The organism is Mycobacterium hubeiense (genome assembly GCF_002838065.1).
Classification (GTDB): domain Bacteria; phylum Actinomycetota; class Actinomycetes; order Mycobacteriales; family Mycobacteriaceae; genus Mycobacterium; species Mycobacterium hubeiense.
In genome coordinates this window covers 1-19962 of sequence record NZ_PIZU01000030.1, presented here as the reverse complement: position 1 = coordinate 19962, position 19962 = coordinate 1, and the positions used below count along the sequence as shown (strand labels likewise).

Sequence of the window (19962 nt, the reverse complement as noted above, 5' to 3'; positions counted from 1 at the left end):
ACCGTCATGCAGCCGGGTGCGCTGACCGAGCGCAAGGGCAACGTGCTGATCATCACGATCAACCGGCCCGAAGCCCGCAACGCCGTCAACGCCGCGGTCAGCATCGCGGTCGGTGACGCTTTGGACGAGGCTCAGAAAGATCCCGAAATCCGCGCGGTGATCATCACCGGCGCAGGCGACAAATCCTTCTGCGCGGGAGCCGATCTCAAGGCCATCTCGCGCGGGGAGAATCTGTATCACCCCGACCACGGCGAGTGGGGTTTCGCCGGCTACGTGCGTCACTTCATCGACAAGCCGACCATCGCGGCGGTCAACGGCACCGCGTTGGGCGGGGGCACCGAGCTGGCTTTGGCCAGCGACCTCGTCGTCGCCGAGGAACGCGCCAAATTCGGCCTGCCCGAGGTGAAACGCGGCCTGATCGCCGGCGCGGGCGGGGTATTCCGCATCGCCGAGCAGTTGCCACGCAAGGTGGCGATGGAGCTGCTGTTCACCGGTGATCCGATGTCGGCGGCCGACGCGTTGAAGTGGGGTCTGATCAACCAGGTGGTTCCCGACGGCACCGTCGTCGAGGCGGCTTTGGCTCTGGCCGAACGCATTACGGTCAACGCGCCGTTGGCCGTTCAGGCCAGCAAGCGGGTGGCCTACGGCGCCGACGACGGCGTCGTCCCCGGCGACGAGCCCGGCTGGATGCGCACCGGTCGCGAATTCGGCACCTTGCTCCGCACCGAGGACGCCAAAGAAGGACCACTGGCCTTCGCCGAAAAGCGAACGCCCGTATGGAAAGCGCGCTGACGAGCGCTTGCGCGAGGAACAGAGAGCACAGATGAAGCGACAGGTATTCGAGGCCGAGCACGAGGCGCTGCGGGAGACCGCCAAGCAATACATCGAACGCGAACTCGTGCCCAACGCCGAAAAGTGGGAGCAGGAGCGAATTGTCGATCGCTCCGCCTATGTGGCTGCGGGCAAATACGGGCTTATCGGGTTCAACATGCCGGAGGAGTACGGCGGCGGTGGGTCCGACGATTTCCGGTTCAACGCGGTGATCGACGAGGAGATGGCCAAGGCCGGTGTGCCGGGCCCCGCGCTGAGCCTGCACAACGACGTCGTCGCCCCCTACTTCAAAGAGCTGTGCACCGACGAGCAGAAGGAGCGCTGGCTGCCTGGCATCGCCAGCGGTGAGCTGATCATCGCGATCGCGATGACCGAACCCGGGGCGGGCAGCGACCTGGCGGGTATCCGCACCACCGCGGTCCGCGACGGCGACGATTGGATTGTCAACGGCTCCAAGACCTTTATCTCATCGGGCATCAACAGCGATCTCGTCGTCGTGGTATGCCGTACGGATCCCGAGGCGGGCCACAAGGGCTTCAGTCTGCTGGTGGTTGAGCGCGGGATGGAGGGCTTCGAGCGCGGTCGCAAGCTGGACAAGATGGGCCTGCACGCGCAGGACACCTCCGAGCTGCACTTCGAAAACGTCCGGGTGCCGGCGTCGAATCTGCTGGGCAAGGAAGGCCGCGGCTTTTATCACCTGATGGCCAACTTGCCGTCGGAGCGGTTGTCGATCGCGATCTCGGCCATCGCGGGCGCACGCGAAACCTGGCGGCAGACACTGCAATACGCCAAGGATCGCAAGGCGTTCGGCCAGCCGATCGGCAGCTTCCAGCACAACCGCTTCCTGCTCGCCGAGATGGACACCGAGCTCGAGGTGTCCGAGCAGTACATCGACCGCTGCCTGCAGGCGGTGGTCGACGGTGAACTGACCGCCGTCGAGGCCGCGAAGGCCAAGTGGTGGTGCACCGAGGTGGCCAAGAAGGTCGTCGACCAGTGTGTGCAGCTGCACGGCGGCTACGGCTACATGATGGAGTACCGCGTCGCGCGCGATTATGTCGACGGGCGCATCCAGACGATCTTCGGTGGCACCACCGAGATCATGAAGGAGATCATCGGCCGCGACCTCGGCCTCTAGCCAAGCGATTTCGGCGCGCTGGGTCGCGCTGACCGCGACTGCGCGCGCCGAAATCGCGAAGGCTTAGGCGGGCTGCTCGGTCGTCGTGGTTGTGGTGGTGGTCGTCGTGGTCGTCGTCGTGCTGGTGGCAGACGGGGTGAGCGCAGTCGGCGCGGCGGCGGGATCGAGCACCTTGTCGATGATGTAGATCCGCGCCTCGCTGGCCGTGATGCCGCCGCAGACGACCTTCGCGGTCTCGTTGACCTTGATGTCGCCGCCGCTGCCCTTGACCGCAAGCTGCTCGCCGGCCTGCGTCGGCTGCTGGCCTTCGACATCGTCCGGGCCGAGCAGGCCCAGGAACACGTGGTAGTAGAGCAGGTGGGTCAACGCCGCCGGATCGGCCTTCAAAGCGTCGAATTGTCCGGGTGGCAGCTCGGCGAACGCATCGTTGGTCGGCGCGAAGATCACATAGGGCCCGTTCTCCAGCACGCCGATGATGTTGGACTCGGGATTGAGTTGGCCGGTGACCGCGGAGCTGAACGTGCTGATCTCGGGGATAGCGGCCAAGACGGCACCGGTCTTCTGCTTGGCCATGGCCTTCCACTCGGGGTGCGCCTTCTTGAATGCGTCACACCCGGGACCCTGTGGATCCGCGACGGGCGTCTCGGGCGTTGTTGTCGTCGTCGGCGTCGGCTCGGCGTAAGCGGTGACCGACAGTGGTATCGACACCGCGATCGCCGCGACGGCGGCGGCAGCGCCCAGAGCCTTGCCAGTGCGAATCTGCATTCTTGGGTTCCTCCCGTAACGACGCTAAAGCGAGCACCATTGCCTTGGCGTTCCCCGCGGCGCCGCATCGAATGGTATGTGTCGGCCGTGATCAGCCGCAAAAGGCCCACGTCAGGGGCGTACGCGGTAGCCCGCGGCCGCAAAATTCGATGTAGCGTGGTGGCGTGCGGATCTTGGTGACCGGCGCCACCGGCTACGTAGGGTCGCGACTGGTCACCGCTCTGCTCGCCGAGGGCCATGACGTCGTCGCCGCGACCCGCAACCCCGACCGACTCGCCGATTTCGGTTGGTACGACGACATCACCGGCGTCGCGTTGGATGCACACGACGAGGCATCGGTTGCGGCAGCGTTCGCACAAACCAAGCCGATCGACATCGTCTACTACCTGGTGCACGGCATCGGTCAGCCCAACTTTCGCGACGCCGACAACGCCGCCGCGGCCAACGTCGCGTCGGCGGCCAAAACCGCCGGCGTCGGGCGCATCGTCTATCTCGGCGGCTTCGTGCCCGACGGCGACGAACTCTCCGAACACCTGACCAGCCGCGCCGAGGTGGCACACGCGCTGAGCGTCGACGGCGGGCCCGACGTGGTCTGGCTGGGCGCGGCGATGATCATCGGTTCGGGCTCAACGTCATTCGAGATGCTGCGCTACGTCGGCGATCGATTCCTGGTGATGCCGCTGCCGGATTGGATGACGAACCCGATCGACCCGATCTCCATCCGCGACGTGCTGTACTACCTCGTCGCCGCCGCCGACGCCGACACGGTACCGGCCGGCGCCTACGACATCTTCGGCCCCGAAACAACCACCTACCGAGACCTGTTGACGGCGTACGCAAAAGCGAAGGGGCAGTGGCGGGCCGTGGTGCCGATTCCCGCAATTGATACCGCGCTGGCCTCGCACGTGACGGCATTCGCGTTGCCCGTTCCCGGTGGGTTGGCCGCGGATCTTGTTGAATCGCTGGATCATCCGATGATGGCGTCCGACGACGGCCTGCGGGATCTGGTGCCCGATCCGCCCGGCGGCCTGCTCGCCGTCGACGAGGCGATCACCCGTGCCCTGGCCAGCCATCGCCCCCGCCCGGTCAACGAGCTCGCCGACCCGCACCACCTCGCCGACACCGACCCCGTATGGGCGGGCGGCGACACACGGCGCATCCAGCGCATCGCGCGCGCCGTCACACCGTCGTTCGCGCGCCCCGCGCTGGGATTGATCGGCGCGGTACCCGGTCCCGTCGCGGGCGCGCTGCGTACCGGTTTGGACGTATTGGCCCGGCTGGTATGACGCTGTCACGCGAGATACGCGACATTGTCACGACGGTCGCCGTCCCGCATCATGAACCGCCCGCGGTCGTACTGCGGCGACGGATCGTCGTTGCCGTCGTCTTGGTGATCGGCGCTGCGCTGCTTGGTTATTCGCTGGGCCGCGAGCCGGGTGACGAGTCGTTCTACTGGCTGACACTGGCGCTGGCCGCGGTATGGGCGTTGGGCGCCTTGATATCTGGCCCACTGCACCTGGGATGCGTGCGGTTCCGCGGCCGCAACCAGCGGCCGGTGATCACCGGTACGACGGTGGGGCTGCTGCTCGGCGGCGTGTTCGTGCTCGGCGGGCTGGTGGCCAGGGAGATCCCGGTGTTGTCCGACTACGCCAGTCGTGTATTGGAATTCGCGAACTACGGCCCGTTGCTACTCGTCGTGGCCATCACGCTGGTCAACGGCGTCGCCGAGGAATTGTTCTTCCGCGGCGCGCTGTACACCGCGCTGGGCACGCACTACCCGGCGATCGTTTCGACGTTGCTCTACATCGCCGCGGTGATGGCCACCGGCAACCCGATGCTGGGCTTCGCTGCGGTCGTCCTGGGCGCGGTCTGCGCATTCGAGCGCCGCATCACCGGCGGTGTGCTGGCGCCGATCCTCACCCACTTCTTCTGGGGTCTGATCATGGTGCTGGCGTTGCCGCCGATCTTCGGCGTCTAACGAATTCTTCCATGGAAGGAAGAAATCCACCCTCCTATCTTCCTACCCGGACTATCCTGAGGAATATGGCTCTGAACATCAAGGACGACGAGGCCGATCGCCTCGCCCGCGAGTTGGCGCAGGCCACCGGTGAGACCATCACCGTGGCCACCCGCACCGCGCTCGCCGAGCGTCTGGCGCGGGTTCGGCGGTCCGCACGCCAGGCTGATGCTGCCGACATCGTGCACGACATCATCGAGCGCGGCCGCCGCCGTCCGACACTGGATGATCGCTCCGAGGCCGAGATCCTCGGCTATGACGAGCGTGGCCTCCCGGGGTGATCGTCGATAGCTCCGCCCTAGTGGCGGTGATCCTCGCCGAACCGGATGCTGCGCGTTACGCAAACGCACTGACCGGCAAGGCGCCGGCCGAGCGTTTCATTGCCGCGCCGAACCTGACCGAAGCGATGATCTTGGTCGAGAGTCGACAGGGGCCGGATGCCGGTCGCGACCTCCAACTGCTCGTTTCCACCGTCGGCATCGAGGTTGTCCCAGTGGATGAGCAGTTGGCGCTCACCGCCGTTGCCGCGTGGCGTCGCTTCGGCAAGGGCCGGCATCCGGCTGCTCTCAACTTTGGTGACTGCTTTGCCTATGCGCTCGCCAAGCAGTCCGACCTACCACTCCTCTTCAAAGGCGATGACTTCACCCAAACCGATATCGCGGCATGGGAATGAGTGAGCCTAGCGCAGGGGATGGGCCAACTCGTCGCGACGCATCCGCGCGGCCGCGACGGCGACGACGGCCAGCAGCATCGGTGCGATACCGGCCACCAGGAAAATCGTCTGCATCGAAACGACTTTCGACAGCGGGCCGGCGATCGCGAACGACAGCGGCATGAACGCCAGCGAGACGAAGAAGTCGAGACTGGACACCCGGCCCAGCATCTCGGTCGGTACCCGCCGCTGCAGCAGCGTGCCCCAGATGACCATGCCCGCACCGTCGGTGAAACCGATGACGAATGTCGCGAGGGCCATCAACGGGAACGACGAGGTGTACCCGACGACGACCAGCGGGATCGAGCCCAGACCCCACATCGCCATCATCACCGACAGATAGCGCCGCGGTAGCCGTCCCGACGAAACCGTCAGCGCGCCGATCGCGCTGCCAATCCCGAAGAACGCCAGGATGAAACCGTACATACGGGCGCCGTCGGCGAAACGGTCCTGCGCGATGAACGGCAGCAGCACCTCGATCGGGCCGAGCACCACCAACACGAAGATGCTGGCGAACAGCAGGGTCCACAGCAGCCACGGGGTGCGCACCACGAACGAAAAACCGTCACGCAGGTCGCGCAGCACGTGGGGGCGCTCCGAAGTCTCTTCCGGCACAGCGTCCTTGGTTGCCGGGCGAGTGGCCACTAGTAGCACCAGACCGATGGCGAACAGCACCGCCACGACGACGGCGCCGACGGTCGGGAGCGTCGCGCCGACGATCATGCCGGCGACGGCGGGGCCGACGGCCCGCTGGAACACCGGCCGCACGACGCCTTCAACGCCGTTGGCTGCCAACAGCTGTTCGGCGGGCAGGATTCGCGGCAGGATGGCGCTGTAGGCGGGGAAGAAGAACGCGGCCGCGATACCCAAGGCGGCGGCGGCCACCGCCATATGCCAGATCTGCAGTGCGCCAACCAGTCCCAGGATGGCGACCGCCGACACGGCGATGACATTGACCGTCTCGACCGCGATGATGATGGTGCGCTGGGGTATTCGGTCCGCGGCGATACCGCCGATCAGCACGAAGGCCACCAGGCCGCCGCCGAGGCAGGTGGCGACGAGCGAGAGCGATGCCGGGTCGTTGTCGATGGAGATGACCTGCAGCGCCATCACCACGGCCCACATGCCCTCGGCGAAGATCGAGATCGAGACGGCCGCGATCAGCAGGCGGTACTCGCGGAATTGGAAGGGGGCGAGTACGCGCCATCGACCGGGTGCCTTTACCGGTTGTTCGATGTCGTATTGCGTACTCACCACTCGATGGTGGCGGACGGGCTGTGGCTCAGTCCAACGATTTTCCCCAGACGAGCAGTCGCAGAATCGCACGAAACCGGCGGCGGTAATGCGATTCTGCGTCTGCTCGCCGAGTGGCTTTAGGAGTCGGTGAACTTCGGCGCACGGCGCTGCTGGAAAGCGCGCGTCCCCTCGCGGAAGTCGTTGGACGTCAGCAGCGACAGCTGCCCCTCGCGCTCGCGCGCCAACGCACCCTCGAGCTCGGTGAGCGTCGCGGCATTGATCGCCTGCTTCGTCTTGCGCAGCGACACCGCCGGCCCCGACACCAGCGTGCCGATCACCTTGGAAACCTCGGCGTCGAACGCCTCAGCCGGATATACCGCCGTCACCAAGCCCCACGAAAATGCCTCGGCCGCCGGAATCCGCTCGGCCAGCAGCGCCATCCGCATCGCGCGAATGCGCCCCACCGCCGCCGCGAACAACGCCGATGCGCCCCCGTCGGGCATCAACCCGATCTTGGTGAATGCCAGCATGAAAAACGCTGCATCCGACGCCAATACGACATCGCATGCCAGCGCCAGCGACGCGCCCACCCCCGCACACGGGCCCTGCACCACCGCGACCGCCGGCTGCGGCAGCGCCACCAGCGCGCGCACCGCACGGTTGGCCGCATCAAGCACACCCGCCGGTGAACTGGCCGCCTTACGCGCCTGGTCCTCTTCGCTGATCCCCGCCCCCGAGCTGAACCCGCGGCCCGCGCCGCCGAGGCGCACAACCTTCACGCGCGGATCAGAAGCGGCCTGCTCAACCGCCTCGGCGATCCCGTTCAGCATCGCCTCGGTCAGCGAGTTGAGGCTGTCCGGCCGGTTCATCGTCACCGACAGCACGCCGTCGGACAGCGTGACGATCAGGTCGTCGATGCTTGTATAGGTTTCGGCGCCGGAGGTGTTGGAGGCCACAGTCATGGCGACAAGGTTATACAAGTAAGCTATGTCGCGGTCAACTACTGGGAGGCGTGATGGCGGGACCACTGCAGGGATTGCGAGTCGTCGAACTGGCCAGCATCGGACCGGGGCCGCATGCGGCGATGATCCTCGGCGACCTGGGCGCCGACGTCGTCCGCATCGAGCGGCCCACCAAAGGCCCCGGCATCCCGACCAACAACAAACCTGACTACCTGCTGCGCAACCGTCGCTCGGTGGCCGCGAACCTCAAGAGCGCCGAGGACCGCGACCTGGTCCTCAAACTCATCGCCAAGGCCGACGTGCTCATCGAAGGCCTGCGCCCGGGCGTCACCGAGCGCCTGGGCCTCGGACCCGAGGACTGCGCGAAGGTCAACGAAAAACTCATCTACGCCCGGATGACCGGGTGGGGGCAGACCGGTCCGCGCAGCCAGCAAGCCGGCCACGACATCAATTACATCTCGCTCAATGGCGTGCTGCACGCGATCGGCCGCAAGGGCGAACGGCCCGTCCCGCCGCTCAACCTCGTCGGCGATTTCGGCGGCGGCTCGATGTTCCTGCTCGTCGGCATCCTCTCGGCGCTGTGGGAACGCGAACGCTCCGGCAAGGGCCAGGTAATCGACGCGGCCATGGTCGACGGCTCCAGCGTGCTGTCCGCGATGATGTGGGCTTTCCGAGCGCAAGGGATCTGGAGCGATGAGCGCGGCGTCAACATGCTCGACACCGGCGCGCCCTACTACGACACCTACACCTGCGCCGACGGCCGCTATGTCGCGGTCGGCGCCATCGAGCCGCAGTTCTACGCCGAACTCCTCGACAAGCTGGGGCTCGACCCCAAGGACTTGCCCGATCAGAATGACATGTCCCGCTGGCCCGAACTGCGCGCCAAGCTCACCGAGGTGTTCGCCTCGCAGGACCGCGACCACTGGGCCAAGGTGTTCGCCGACAGCGACGCCTGCGTGACGCCGGTGCTGTCGTTCGCCGAAGTCGAAGACGAGAGCCACAACACCGAGCGCGGCACCTTCTACCGCGATGGCGACGCGCTGTTTCCCGCGCCGGCGCCGCGGTTCTCCCGTACCGCACCGTCCACACCCAAGCCACCGGCACCTCGTGGGGCGGATACCGAAGCCGTCTTACGCGACTGGGTTTAGAGAAAGGAACGCAATCAGTGGAGATCAAAGACGCCGTAGCGGTCGTCACCGGCGGGGCCTCCGGGCTCGGCCTGGCCACCACCAAACGCCTGCTGGACAAAGGCGCGTCGGTGGTCGTCATCGACCTCAAGGGTGAAACCGCCGTCAAGGAACTCGGTGAGCGCGCCCAGTTCGTCGAGGCCAACGTGACCGACCCCGATGCGGTGACCGAAGCGCTGGACGCGGCCGAGAAGATGGGCCCGCTGCGCATCAACGTCAACTGCGCCGGCATCGGCAACGCGATCAAGACGCTGTCCAAGGACGGGCCGTTCCCGCTCGACGGGTTCAAGAAGGTCGTCGAGGTCAACCTGATCGGCACGTTCAACGTGCTGCGGCTGGCCGCCGAGCGCATCGCCAAGACCGAGCCCATCAACGGTGAGCGCGGCGTCATCATCAACACCGCCTCAGTGGCCGCGTTCGAGGGCCAGATCGGGCAGGCCGCCTACTCGGCGTCCAAGGGCGGCGTGGTCGGCATGACACTGCCGATCGCCCGCGATCTCTCCCGTGAACTCATTCGCGTCGTCACCATCGCGCCGGGTCTGTTCAAGACCCCGCTGCTGGGTTCGCTGCCCGAGGAGGCGCAGGCCTCGCTGGGCAAGCAGGTGCCGCACCCGGCCCGGCTCGGCGATCCCGACGAGTACGGCGCGCTGGCCGTGCACATCGTCGAAAACCCGATGCTCAACGGCGAGGTGATCCGGCTGGACGGCGCGATCAGGATGGCGCCCCGATGACGATTTCGACGAAGTTCACCGAGACGTTCGGTATCGAGCACCCGATCGTCCAGGGTGGTATGCAGTGGGTGGGCCGCGCGGAACTTGTTGCGGCCGTTGCCAATGCGGGTGCGCTGGGGTTTTTGACGGCGTTGACGCAGCCGACGCCGGCGGATCTGGCCAAGGAGATCGCGAAGACGCGAGATCTGACCGACAAGCCGTTCGGCGTGAATCTGACAATTCTGCCGACGATCAATCCGCCGCCCTACGACGAGTACCGCCAGGTGATCGTCGACGCCGGCATCAAGATCGTCGAAACCGCGGGCTCCAACCCGGCCCCGCACCTGCCGATGTTCCACGAGAACGGGATCAAGGTGCTGCACAAGTGCACCTCGGTGCGCCACGCAGTCAAGGCACAGAGCCTGGGGGTGGACGGCATCAGCATCGACGGATTCGAATGCGCGGGCCATCCCGGTGAGGATGACATTCCCGGGCTGGTGCTGATCCCGGCGGCGGCGGCCAAGATCGACATTCCGATGATCGCCTCCGGCGGTTTCGCCGACGCCCGCGGCCTGGTGGCGGCGCTGGCGCTGGGCGCCGACGGCATCAACATGGGCAGCCGCTTCATGTGCACCGTCGAATCGTCGATCCATCAGAACGTCAAGGAAGCCATCGTCGCGGGCAGCGAGCTCGACACCGAGCTGATCTTCCGCCCGCTGCGCAACACCGCCCGCGTCGCGAGCAACAAGGTGTCGCGTGAGGTCGTCGAGATCCTCAACAATGGCGGGCAATTCCCGGATGTGAAGGATCTGGTCGCAGGCGTACGGGGCAACAAGGTCTACGAGGTCGGTGACCTCGACGCGGGCATCTGGTCCGTCGGCACGTCGATGGGCCTGATCAACGACATCCCCACGGTCGGGGAGCTGGTTGCGCGCATCGTCGACGAGGCCGAGGAGCTGATCACCGGCAGGCTGGCCGACATGATCGAGGTCGACGAAGAAGAGAACGTCGCCTAAGCGGGAATCTCAACGGCAAATAGAAGATCGACTGGGGTGCCCGTATGGGCAAACTGTCGCGGGTGAACGCGCGCCGCTGGGGCGCGCGTTTGCGTCAGACCGCGGTGGGCAGCGTGTGCTCGTCGTCGAGCTGCTCCGAGGTGTCACCCTCTACCAGGACATCGCCGTGGTAGAGCGCCTCGAAGTCAACCTTGATGACATCAGCACTGGTGTCGTCGATCCACATGCCCCTGAGCGTATGGGTCACCATTAAGGAATCATTGAGTCACGGTTCGGAAAACGGTGGCAATCCTACTTCGGAGTAGAACCCGCCAGTAGCGTTTGGGAATGATCATTCTTGACTGTTCATTCCTAAATTGACTACGCTGCAGTTATGGGTCGTCCTCGGGGCTTCGACGAGTCAGCGGTGGTAGAGGGCGCAGCGAAGTTGTTTGCCCGTCGTGGCTTCAACGCGGTTTCGGTCGACGATCTGGTGAGCGAGCTCGGCGTCCACCGCAACAGCCTCTATCGCACTTTCGGTAGTAAACGCGGGCTGTACATCGCGGCCCTGCGAGCAGTTCGCGCGGGCGACGTCAAGGCGATCGTCGCTGCCAATGATCCCGTGGCGGCGCTTCGCGGCGCCGTGCTTTCCGACGACATCGGTGGTTTGGACCTATTGCTGATGTCCGCCGTGGAGCAGGCACAGGCCGACGAGGACGTCGCCGCAGAAGTGTCGGCGGCGCTCGCGGAGCTCGACGGCATTACCTCGTCGCTTGGAGACCCGGAGCTGTCGACGGCAACGCTGCTGGGCCTGCGTATCCGGATCCGGTCGGGCGGCGACTACACGCGATTGGTCAACGACTGGGCGCAGAGTCGAGAGACATCGCACTGAGGGATGAAGGAGATGAACATGGCCGAAGTCACTGTTGACGGCGATCGGTTGGTGGTGCGGATCCAGGGACTGAACAAATTGTGGGCGCTGAAAAGCCGTATGCGCATACCGCTCAGCCACGTGCGCGGCGCCACGGCCGACCCGGGAATCGCCAAGGAGCGCAAGGGTATCCGGGCGCCGGGCATACATCTACCACGCGTGATCACCGCCGGCAGTTACTACCGCGACGGCGAGCGGGTGTTCTGGGATGTGCGCGACCCGGCCAAGGTCGTGGTCATCGAGTTGGTCGATGAGCCGTACGCCCGGCTGGTTCTTCAGGTCGACGACGCCGAAAAGGTGGCCACCCAGATCGAGCGAGCCAAGGCCGCGTGACAGATTCGGTCAGACCGGCGAGCTGAAGTGGATCGGGTTGCTGCCGTTCAGTACGACCCAGGTCACGACGGCTGCCGCGATCGCCACGATGAGCAGCCCGACGGCGATCGGGGCCGGCCAGCGGTAGCGGCCGAGCACGCGGGCGTCGACGGAATAGGCGCCCGCACCGGTGAAGAGCAGCGCCGTCGCGCCGATCGCGATGAGGAACGGCGCGTTGAACGGGTCGGACCAGAACGCGCCCGCCGACACATTCACGGCCCAGGCGTCGATCATCGCCGCGATCACCGCGCACGCCGCCAGCGGTGTCAGCACACCCAGCAGCAGACCGATGCCGCCGAGTGTCTCTGCCGCGGTCACCATGAACGCGGCAAACTTCGGCAGCCGCCAGCCGCCGGCCTCCATGAAATCGGCAGTTGTGTTGAAGTCGAAGACTTTTCGCAGACCGGCCTGCAGCATGGCCGCGCCCACGCCGAGGCGCAGGATCAACAGTCCCGTATCGGACAGGGTCGTGGTGGCCGGGGTGATCGCTTCGGTGGTCGCCATGCTTCGGAAGCTTAAGGCGCGGCACCGACATCGCGCAGGCTCCGTTGATTGCGCTGAGGCGCGGCGGTGAACATTTGGCGGCCCGGTCCCGTAATAAGCGTGGGGACTGCCGTTGACACCCCTAACTTATCGCGGGTAACTTATCGACGATAAGCCAGCGGAAGGACGCGACGTGCTGCAACGAATTGCCTACCTGGCCATCGCCGCTCCGCGCCGAATCCTCGTCACCGCCGCACTGGTGATGGCGGCCGCCGGCATCTTCGGCATCCCCGTCGCCAACCACCTGTCCGCCGGCGGCTTCCAGGACCCGACGTCGGAATCCGCGCAGGCCTCCCAGCTGCTGGTGGACAAATTCGGCCAGGGCGATATGCAGCTCGTCATCGCCGTCACCTCCGATAGCGGCGCACAAAGCGAGGCGGCCCGCGCCGTCGCCGCCGACATCGCCGCGCAGCTGCAGGCGTCGCCGCATGTGGCGGAGGTGACGTCGGCGTGGACAGCGCCGCCGCCCGCCGTGCCGGCGCTGGTCAGCGAGGACGGCAAGACCGGGCTCATCCTCGCCGGCATCACCGGCGGCGAAAGCGACGCCCAGAAACACGCCAAGGCATTGACCGAGAAGCTGATTCACGACCGCGACGGCGTCACCGTACGCGCCGGCGGCGAGGCGATGCTCTACGTCCAGATCAACGGACAGAGCGAACGCGACCTGTTGATGATGGAATCCATCGCGATCCCGCTGAGCTTCATGGTGCTGGTGTGGGTCTTCGGCGGGCTGATGGCCGCCGCGCTGCCGTTGGCGGTCGGCGCGTTTGCGATCCTGGGATCGATGGCGGTGCTGCGTGCCGTCACCTTGGTCACCGACGTGTCGATCTTCGCGCTGAACCTCACGGTCGCAATGGGATTGGCATTGGCCATCGACTACACCCTGTTGATTATCAGCCGCTACCGCGACGAGCTCGCCGACGGCGCCGACCGCGAGCAGGCGCTGGTGCGCACCATGGCGACGGCCGGGCGCACCGTACTGTTCTCGGCGATGACGGTCGCGCTGGCAATGGTCGCGATGGTGCTGTTCCCGATGTACTTCCTCAAGTCGTTCGCCTACGCCGGTATCGCGGTGGTGGCGTTCGCGGCCATCGCGGCGATCGTCGTGGCGCCTGCCGCCATCGTGCTGCTCGGTGACCGGCTGGACGCGTTCGACGTGCGTCGGCTCTTCCGTCGCATCCTGGGGCGGCCCGAACCGGTACGCAAGCCCGTCGAGCAGACGTTCTGGTACCGCTCGACGAAATACGTTATGCGCCGGTCGGTTCCGATCGCAGTCGCGATCGTGGCGCTGCTGCTGGTGCTCGGCGCGCCGTTCCTCGGCATCAAGTGGGGCTTCCCCGACGACCGCGTACTGCCCGCGTCGGCCTCGGCGCGACAGGTCGGTGACGAACTGCGCAACGACTTCGCCATCGACTCGGCCGCCAACGTCACCGTCGTCCTCCCGGATGTCGCGGGTGTCAGCCCGCCGGCGCTCGATCGCTATGCTGCCGCGCTGTCGCAGGTGACCGACGTCTCGTCGGTATCCGCACCTGGTGGCACATTTGTCGACGGGCGCCTCGTCGGACCGCCATCGGCGGCAACGGGTTTGAACGACGGCAGTGCCTTCCTCACCGTCGGCAGCGATGCGCCGCTCTTCACGGCGGCGTCCGAAGCCCAATTGGATCAGCTGCGAGCGGTGCCGGCGCCGGCGGACGTACAGCTGACCGGCGTCGCCCAGATCAACCGGGACAGCTCCGAGTCGATCACCTCCCGGCTCCCGCTGGTGCTCGGGGTGATAGCCGCGATCACCTTCGTGTTGCTGTTCCTGCTCACCGGCAGCGTGATCCTGCCGTTGAAAGCGTTGCTGCTCAACGTGTTATCGCTGACCGCCGCGTTCGGCGCACTGGTATGGATCTTCCAGGACGGGCATCTCGGCGCGTTCGGCACCACGCCCACCGGCACATTGGTGGCCAACATGCCCGTGCTGTTGTTCTGCATCGCCTTCGGGCTGTCGATGGACTACGAGGTGTTCCTGGTGTCACGCATCCGGGAATACTGGCTGCAATCCGGAAAGACGCGGGCGGACAACGACGAAAGCATCGCGCTGGGCCTGGCCCGGACCGGCCGCGTGGTGACCGCCGCGGCGTTGATCATGTCGATCTCGTTCGCCGCGTTGATCGCCGCGCAGGTCGCATTCATGCGGATGTTCGGGGTGGGACTGACCCTGGCGGTGCTTGCCGACGCCACCCTGGTGCGCATGGCACTGGTGCCGTCGTTCATGCACTGGCTGGGCCGGTGGAACTGGTGGGCACCGAGGCCGCTGGCCCGCCTACACCAGCGCATCGGCTTCAGCGACTCGGCCGATGCGCCGGCGCCGGCCGAAAACCGCGAGCGAGCCAAGGCGGGCTGACGTGAAGCGTCGACGCGCGCCGCGCGGATCCGGTGACCAGTTGCGCGAGGAGATCCTCGACGCGACCACTGAGCTGTTGCTGGAAACCGGCCACGCCAAAGCGGTTTCGATCCGGTCGGTGGCACAGCGCGTCGGTGTGACACCGCCGTCGATCTACCTGCATTTTGCGGACAAAGACGCGCTGCTCGACGCGGTGTGTGCCCGGTACTTCGAGAAACTCGACGAAGAGATGCAACGGGTGGCGGCCGACCAACCCTCGACCATCGAAGTGCTGCGCGCCCAGGGACTGGCCTACGTGCGATTCGCCCGGCAGACCCCGGAGTTGTACCGGATCGCCATGATGGGCGAGGGCAGGCCGGGCAGCGATGTCGATGTGACGCTGAACAGTTCGGCGTTTGTGCACATGCGCAATTCGGTGGAGGCGCTGATCGCCGAGGGCATCTACCCGCCCGGCGACGCGATGACCATGGCGCTGGAACTATGGACCGTGGCCCACGGCGTGGCGGCGCTGCTGATCTCGCGGCCATACCTGCCGTGGGGCGACGTCGAGGCGTTCGCCGACCGGGTGATGCGCGCGGCGTGCTGCGGTCAGATCGTGTCCGGCATGATTGGCTGGGACGCCGGGCCGCAGGAGACCGTCGAACGGCTGAAGGGACTGGCAGATGCCCAACACCAGCAATACCGTTGACAACCCGTTCTTCGCGCGGGTGTGGACCGTGATGTCGGGCCACGAGCCCGAGACGGTCAGGCGGTTGCGACGCGAGAACCTGGCGGGGCTGTCCGGTCGCGTGCTGGAGGTCGGCGCCGGCACCGGCACCAACTTCGCGTTCTATCCGACGACGTTGCAGCAGGTCATCGCAGTCGAACCCGAACGGCGGCTGGCGGTGTTGGCGCAGCGGGCGGCCGAGGACGCGCCGGTGCCCGTCAGCATCAGTACCGACACCGTGGAGCAGTTCACCGCCGATGAACCCTTCGACGCGATCGTCTGCTCGCTGGTGTTGTGCTCGGTGGATGAGCCGGGAAGCGTGTTGCGCCAGCTTTTTTCGCTGCTGCGACCGGGCGGCGAGCTGCGCTATCTCGAGCACATAGCCGGTACCGGGGCGCGGGCGCGACTGCAGAAGATCGCCGACGCGACGGTGTGGCCGCGACTGCTGGGCAACTGCCATACCCATCGCCACACCGAGGCGACGATCGTCGACGCCGGATTCGAGGTCCAAGGCGCGCGGCGGGAGTGGGCGATGCCGGCATGGGTGCCGCTACCGGTTGCGGAGTTCGCGATCGGCCGCGCCGTCCGACCCGCCGGCTAGCGCAGCAGCGCCGGCAGCCGTTGCAGCAGCCCCGGCAGGGCGCTGGCGGCCGTCTCGCGCAGCGTCACCGTCGCCGCGTCGGACAGCGGCGTGCGCTCGGGGTTGACCTCGATCACCGGCGTGCCGTTGGCCAGCGCCAGTTCGGGCAGACCCGCGGCGGGATAGACGATCGACGACGTGCCGACGACGATCACCACGTCGGCATTGGTGACCGCGTCCACCGATCGCTGCCACGCGTCCTCGGGCAGCGCCTCGCCGAACCACACCACGTTGGGCCGGATCAGCCCGCCGCACGGGCACTGCGGCGGGTCGGCCGACGCCACCGGTTCGGGCATCGCGGGAAGATCCCCTTCGAACGGTGATCCGCAAGCGTCACAACGGAACTCGAACAGACTGCCGTGCAGGTGGTAGACGTTGCGGCTGCCGGCACGCTCGTGCAGATTGTCGACATTCTGGGTGACGACGTGCACCTGGGCGTGGTCCTGCCAGGCGGCGACGGCCAGATGACCGTTGTTCGGCTGCACCGACTCCATCATGTAATGCCGCCACAGGTACCACGCCCACACCTTCTCTGGGTGGGCTTGCCAGCCCTGCGAGCTGGAGATCTCGTACGGGTCGACCTTGGCCCACAGCCCCGTTTCGACGTCGCGGAAGGTGGGTACGCCGCTCTCGGCGGAAATGCCTGCTCCGCTGAGCACCGTCACTTGCACATGACCAAACTAGCGGGTCTAGGTGATACTAAGCACGTGGCCGAGTTGGGGGATTGGGTACGCGTAGAGCCGAACGCTGCGCAGCCGTTGTTCGACCAGCTCAGGTCGCAGATCATCGACGGCGTCCGCGATGGTCGGCTGCCCCCGGGGACGCGGCTGCCGACGGTTCGCGAGCTCGCGGCCAAGATCGGCCTGGCGGTGAACACCGTGGCCCGCGCCTATCGCGAGCTGGAAGCGGCGGGCATCCTCGAAACGCGAGGACGGTTCGGCACTTTCGTCGCGCGCGAGGATCCGGCCGACGCGGCGATGGCCACCGCGGCGTACAACTACGTGTCGGCCGCCAAAGCGCTGGGCGTCGACCGGGCCGACGCGCTGCGCTACATCGAGGCAGCGTTCGGCTGACGCCCGGCTACCCGAATTCGAGCAACGTCCAGACCGGCCGGACGTTGTCGAACAGCGGCAGCCGCTGCATCGTCCACAGCAGTGCGTTGAACACCCGGCCCCGCCCGGCCGGCATCGGCAGATCGTGCACCGCGCGAATACCCGGCACGGTGTTCACCAGCTCCGCCGCCTGCGACGGTGACAGGCTGAACGGCATCGGCGGCACCCGATAGCGCAGCGACGTCCGCATGCCGCGGCGCGCCCACGCGGCGAACCACGCCGGCGGCAGGTCGAACATCATCTGCCCGCCGGGGAAGCGTCGAGCGCATTCGGTGATCAGTCCCATCGCCTCTTCGGGCTGCAGATACATCAGCAGGCCCTCCGCGGTGATGAACACGCCGTCAGAGGCGTCGACCTGATCCATCCAGCTGAAGTCCAGCGCCGACTGGGCGCACATCGTGACCCGGTCCGACGGCGGCAGCAGCTTGCGACGCAGTTCGATGATCGGCGGCAGATCGACTGTGAGCCAGCGGAATTGACCGCCCAGCCCCCGGGCGTCGATCCGGTAGAAGCTGGTCTGCAGACCCTCGGCGAGGGCGACGACGGTGGCTCGCGGATACTCGGCCAGATAGCGGCGGGCCATGGTGTCGAAGCCGAGGGCGCGCAGTGCCATGTCCTGGCGGCGGGTGAACCCGAACTTGGCGAAGTCGAAATCGATGGAGTCGACCAACCGGATCGCCATCGGGTCGTCGATGATGCCGTCGGGACGACGGGCTTCGTTCGCCCGCACACACAGCGTCATCAACGCCGTCTCCGAGACGCCCGTCAACACCGTGCCGTCCGCCTTGACCGTGGGTGTGGATGTCATTTTTTCGAATGTACCTAGCGCAGGACTTTGTCCAGCGTGCGCAGGTTTCTGGTGGTCGTCGACGACTTGTAGCGCTTCTTGCCCATCGTCTTGCCCATGGTGCTGTCCAGCGTCGCGGCCCGGGGGATCTGCCAATAGATGACGCCCTCGCCGCGCTGGATCTTCTCGTCCGGCCCGGTTTCCTCGGCGAGCGCCGCGAGTTCGTCGAGCACGTTCTCGTCGGTGACGAAGGTGACGTAGGAGTGATGCCCGTCGACCTCGCGTTCGAACGGATAGTTCTCGGATATTGAGTGCACCGTATCGAGGTCGTACGCGAGTACCCAAGCGTCGTAGCCGAATTCGTCGCGCAACGCCTTCTCGGCCTTCTTCCGCACCGCATCCACGCCGTCGCGGCTGTCCAACAGCACGTTGCCGCTGGCGAGGATCGTCTTGACGTTGGTGAAGCCGGCCTTCTCGAACGCCGCCGCCACGTCGGCCATCTTGAGGTTGACGCCGCCGACGTTGACGCCGCGCAGGAATGCGGCGTAGCGGGTCATGGGCCGAACTCCAGCAGCGTGATGCTGGGCCGGTTGCGGTGGAAGAACCCGACGTGGTCCAGCGCCTTCGTCAGCTTCCACAGGCCGCGGCCAGGCGGATACAGAACATCGTGAGCCGCGCGCACGTTGGGAATGCTCTCGGCCAGCGCGAGGGCCTCGTCGGGCGTGAGTGCGAACGGCATTGGCGGGGCGACGTAGCGGTCGGACAGTTTCATTCCGTTGAGGGTGCGCCGGCTGAACCAGTGCGGGATGGAGTCGAACATCATCTGACCGCCGGGGAAGCGGGCGGCGCAATCGCGGATCAGGCCAAGCGCGTCCTCCGGATCGAGGTACATGAGCAGCCCCTCGGCGGTGATGAACACGCCGTTGGTCGAGTCGACGGGGTCCATCCAGCTGCGGTCCAGCGCCGACTGGGCGATCTTGACGATGCGGTCGTCGTGCGGCAGCAACTCGTCGCGCAGCGCCATGACGGGTGGCAAATCAACGGAGTACCACGTCAATTCGCTTGCGACGCCCATGCTGTCGAGGCGCCAGAAGCTGGTCTGCAGACCCTCGGCGAGGGCCACCACCGATGCTTTCGGGTGCTCCGTGAGGTATGCGGCAGCGGCTGCGTCGAACGCTTGGGCGCGCAGGGCGTGCGACTGGTTGGGCCTGCCGAATTTGCGGTAGTCGTAGTCGATGGCGTCGAACAGTGTGATCGCCCACGGGTCGCGGATGACGCCGTCGGAGCGCTTGGCCTCGGTGCCGCGGTTGTGCAAGGTCCACAGCGTGGTGGCCGAGACGCCTTCGAGAATGTTGCCGTCGATTTGCGATTGACCAGTCATCGATTCGAGCGTAGCGACGTAGGCTCGCGGTATGGGGCGTCACGTGTTCGACGACAAGCTGCTGGCGCTGATCAGCGGGAACTCGCTGGGGGTGCTCGCCACCATCAAAAAAGACGGTCGCCCGCAGCTGTCGAACATCTCGTACCACTTCGATGCCCGCAACCTGACGATCCAGGCGTCGATCACCGAGCCTCGCGCCAAGACCCGCAATCTGCGTCGTGATCCGCGCGCGTCGATCCATGTCAGCTCCGACGACGGCTGGGCCTATGCGGTGGCTGAGGGCAGTGCGATCCTCACCCCGCCCGCCGCATCGCTTGATGACGACACCGTGGAGGGGTTGATTGCGTTGTACCGCAATATCGCCGGCGAGCATCCGGACTGGGACGAATACCGGCACGCGATGGTGGAGGACCGCCGGGTGCTGATGACGTTGCCGATCTCGCACGTCTACGGCATGCCGCCGGGCATGCGGTAAACGAGGCGACGACGGGCGCGTCGCAGCGCTAGGCTGCCGTCATGGTGTGTCCTGGAAGCTGGATCAGGCTTGCGGG

The 19962-nt window shown here is 66.4% G+C and carries 25 protein-coding genes; 16 read left to right on the top strand and 9 right to left on the bottom strand.

Annotated features, from left to right (window positions below):
• The first annotated feature begins 6 nt into the window (after positions 1-6).
• Together CWS39_RS20400 and CWS39_RS20395 are read left to right on the top strand one after the other, a co-directional pair.
• Positions 7-792, top strand: coding sequence for a crotonase/enoyl-CoA hydratase family protein (locus CWS39_RS20400; RefSeq protein ID WP_431306156.1), 786 nt, complete (start codon positions 7-9; stop codon positions 790-792).
• Between the two features lie 31 nt (positions 793-823).
• Positions 824-1966 (top strand): acyl-CoA dehydrogenase family protein, encoded by a 1143-nt coding sequence (locus CWS39_RS20395; protein WP_102144739.1) that lies wholly within the window; start codon positions 824-826, stop codon positions 1964-1966.
• Between the two features lie 63 nt (positions 1967-2029).
• On the opposite strand, the gene CWS39_RS20390 is transcribed toward CWS39_RS20395, so the two are convergent.
• Positions 2030-2731, bottom strand: coding sequence for a fasciclin domain-containing protein (locus CWS39_RS20390; RefSeq protein WP_102144738.1), 702 nt, complete (start codon positions 2729-2731; stop codon positions 2030-2032).
• 164 nt (positions 2732-2895) lie between these two features.
• On the opposite strand from CWS39_RS20390, the gene CWS39_RS20385 reads away from it, so the two are divergent.
• The 4 genes from CWS39_RS20385 (at position 2896) to CWS39_RS20370 (ending at position 5421) form a co-directional block, all read left to right on the top strand.
• Entirely contained in the window at positions 2896-4017 is a 1122-nt protein-coding gene (locus CWS39_RS20385) for an NAD(P)H-binding protein (RefSeq protein ID WP_102144737.1), read from the top strand.
• Complete coding sequence (locus CWS39_RS20380) at positions 4014-4709, top strand: CPBP family intramembrane glutamic endopeptidase (RefSeq protein ID WP_102144736.1); 696 nt, start codon at positions 4014-4016, stop codon at positions 4707-4709. Before CWS39_RS20385 ends, CWS39_RS20380 begins: the two co-directional genes overlap by 4 nt.
• Before the next feature lie 65 nt (positions 4710-4774).
• Complete coding sequence (locus tag CWS39_RS20375; protein ID WP_102144735.1) at positions 4775-5029, top strand: type II toxin-antitoxin system VapB family antitoxin; 255 nt, start codon at positions 4775-4777, stop codon at positions 5027-5029.
• On the top strand, positions 5026-5421 hold the full coding sequence (locus CWS39_RS20370) for a type II toxin-antitoxin system VapC family toxin (RefSeq protein ID WP_102144734.1): 396 nt from the start codon (positions 5026-5028) through the stop codon (positions 5419-5421). The genes CWS39_RS20375 and CWS39_RS20370 overlap by 4 nt, the downstream gene beginning before the upstream one ends.
• Before the next feature lie 6 nt (positions 5422-5427).
• On the opposite strand, the gene tet(V) is transcribed toward CWS39_RS20370, so the two are convergent.
• A complete protein-coding gene (gene tet(V) / locus CWS39_RS20365; RefSeq protein WP_199178224.1) occupies positions 5428-6696 on the bottom strand; it encodes a tetracycline efflux MFS transporter Tet(V) in 1269 nt (422 codons plus the stop codon).
• A gap of 137 nt (positions 6697-6833) precedes the next feature.
• Positions 6834-7658, bottom strand: a complete 825-nt coding sequence (locus CWS39_RS20360) for an enoyl-CoA hydratase (RefSeq protein ID WP_199178222.1) — start codon at positions 7656-7658, stop codon at positions 6834-6836.
• A gap of 53 nt (positions 7659-7711) precedes the next feature.
• Here CWS39_RS20360 and CWS39_RS20355 point away from each other — a divergent pair, with 53 nt between their 5' ends.
• From CWS39_RS20355 to CWS39_RS20345, 3 genes are read left to right on the top strand one after another with little or no spacing between them, the layout of a single operon-like run.
• The gene (locus CWS39_RS20355; RefSeq protein WP_102144733.1) at positions 7712-8806 is read left to right on the top strand and encodes a CaiB/BaiF CoA transferase family protein; all 1095 of its coding nucleotides are present in this window, start codon (positions 7712-7714) and stop codon (positions 8804-8806) included.
• Positions 8807-8823: 17 nt separating this feature from the next.
• Positions 8824-9576 (top strand): 3-hydroxyacyl-CoA dehydrogenase, encoded by a 753-nt coding sequence (locus CWS39_RS20350; RefSeq protein ID WP_102144732.1) that lies wholly within the window; start codon positions 8824-8826, stop codon positions 9574-9576.
• A complete protein-coding gene (locus tag CWS39_RS20345; RefSeq protein WP_102144731.1) occupies positions 9573-10571 on the top strand; it encodes an NAD(P)H-dependent flavin oxidoreductase in 999 nt (332 codons plus the stop codon). Before CWS39_RS20350 ends, CWS39_RS20345 begins: the two co-directional genes overlap by 4 nt.
• A 94-nt stretch (positions 10572-10665) precedes the next feature.
• Here CWS39_RS20345 and CWS39_RS30070 read toward each other — a convergent pair whose 3' ends face one another.
• Positions 10666-10797 carry a hypothetical protein gene (locus tag CWS39_RS30070; RefSeq protein ID WP_101953086.1) on the bottom strand — a complete coding sequence of 44 codons (132 nt, stop codon included), beginning with the start codon at positions 10795-10797 and terminating at the stop codon, positions 10666-10668.
• Between the two features lie 147 nt (positions 10798-10944).
• On the opposite strand from CWS39_RS30070, the gene CWS39_RS20335 reads away from it, so the two are divergent.
• On the top strand, positions 10945-11442 hold the full coding sequence (locus CWS39_RS20335) for a TetR/AcrR family transcriptional regulator (protein WP_102144730.1): 498 nt from the start codon (positions 10945-10947) through the stop codon (positions 11440-11442).
• Between the two features lie 18 nt (positions 11443-11460).
• Complete coding sequence (locus CWS39_RS20330; RefSeq protein ID WP_102144781.1) at positions 11461-11814, top strand: hypothetical protein; 354 nt, start codon at positions 11461-11463, stop codon at positions 11812-11814.
• 9 nt (positions 11815-11823) lie between these two features.
• Here CWS39_RS20330 and CWS39_RS20325 read toward each other — a convergent pair whose 3' ends face one another.
• Complete coding sequence (locus CWS39_RS20325) at positions 11824-12357, bottom strand: DoxX family protein (protein WP_102144729.1); 534 nt, start codon at positions 12355-12357, stop codon at positions 11824-11826.
• Between the two features lie 172 nt (positions 12358-12529).
• On the opposite strand from CWS39_RS20325, the gene CWS39_RS20320 reads away from it, so the two are divergent.
• Genes CWS39_RS20320 through CWS39_RS20310 form a run of 3 tightly spaced genes read left to right on the top strand, consistent with a single transcriptional unit; the run spans position 12530 to position 16092 of the window.
• The gene (locus tag CWS39_RS20320) at positions 12530-14785 is read left to right on the top strand and encodes an MMPL family transporter (protein WP_102144728.1); all 2256 of its coding nucleotides are present in this window, start codon (positions 12530-12532) and stop codon (positions 14783-14785) included.
• Between the two features lies 1 nt (position 14786).
• The gene (locus CWS39_RS20315; protein ID WP_431306154.1) at positions 14787-15473 is read left to right on the top strand and encodes a TetR/AcrR family transcriptional regulator; all 687 of its coding nucleotides are present in this window, start codon (positions 14787-14789) and stop codon (positions 15471-15473) included.
• Positions 15448-16092: a class I SAM-dependent methyltransferase gene (locus CWS39_RS20310; RefSeq protein WP_102144726.1), complete on the top strand. Its 645-nt coding sequence runs from the start codon at positions 15448-15450 to the stop codon at positions 16090-16092. Before CWS39_RS20315 ends, CWS39_RS20310 begins: the two co-directional genes overlap by 26 nt.
• On the opposite strand, the gene CWS39_RS20305 is transcribed toward CWS39_RS20310, so the two are convergent.
• The gene (locus CWS39_RS20305; protein ID WP_102144725.1) at positions 16089-16802 is read right to left on the bottom strand and encodes an NAD-dependent deacylase; all 714 of its coding nucleotides are present in this window, start codon (positions 16800-16802) and stop codon (positions 16089-16091) included. The two genes, CWS39_RS20310 and CWS39_RS20305, sit on opposite strands and share 4 nt — an antisense overlap.
• 36 nt (positions 16803-16838) lie before the next feature.
• Between CWS39_RS20305 and CWS39_RS20300 the strand changes: the two genes are divergently transcribed.
• Positions 16839-17204 (top strand): Rv1152 family transcriptional regulator, encoded by a 366-nt coding sequence (locus CWS39_RS20300; RefSeq protein ID WP_102144724.1) that lies wholly within the window; start codon positions 16839-16841, stop codon positions 17202-17204.
• Between the two features lie 7 nt (positions 17205-17211).
• On the opposite strand, the gene CWS39_RS20295 is transcribed toward CWS39_RS20300, so the two are convergent.
• The 3 genes from CWS39_RS20295 to CWS39_RS20285 are packed head-to-tail and all read right to left on the bottom strand — an operon-like array spanning position 17212 to position 19411.
• Positions 17212-18051, bottom strand: a complete 840-nt coding sequence (locus CWS39_RS20295) for a class I SAM-dependent methyltransferase (protein ID WP_102144723.1) — start codon at positions 18049-18051, stop codon at positions 17212-17214.
• 14 nt (positions 18052-18065) lie between these two features.
• Positions 18066-18587: a DUF1697 domain-containing protein gene (locus CWS39_RS20290; RefSeq protein WP_102144722.1), complete on the bottom strand. Its 522-nt coding sequence runs from the start codon at positions 18585-18587 to the stop codon at positions 18066-18068.
• Positions 18584-19411: a class I SAM-dependent methyltransferase gene (locus CWS39_RS20285; protein ID WP_102144721.1), complete on the bottom strand. Its 828-nt coding sequence runs from the start codon at positions 19409-19411 to the stop codon at positions 18584-18586. Before CWS39_RS20285 ends, CWS39_RS20290 begins: the two co-directional genes overlap by 4 nt.
• Before the next feature lie 31 nt (positions 19412-19442).
• Between CWS39_RS20285 and CWS39_RS20280 the strand changes: the two genes are divergently transcribed.
• Positions 19443-19886, top strand: a complete 444-nt coding sequence (locus CWS39_RS20280; RefSeq protein WP_102144720.1) for a PPOX class F420-dependent oxidoreductase — start codon at positions 19443-19445, stop codon at positions 19884-19886.
• The last annotated feature ends 76 nt before the right edge of the window (positions 19887-19962 follow it).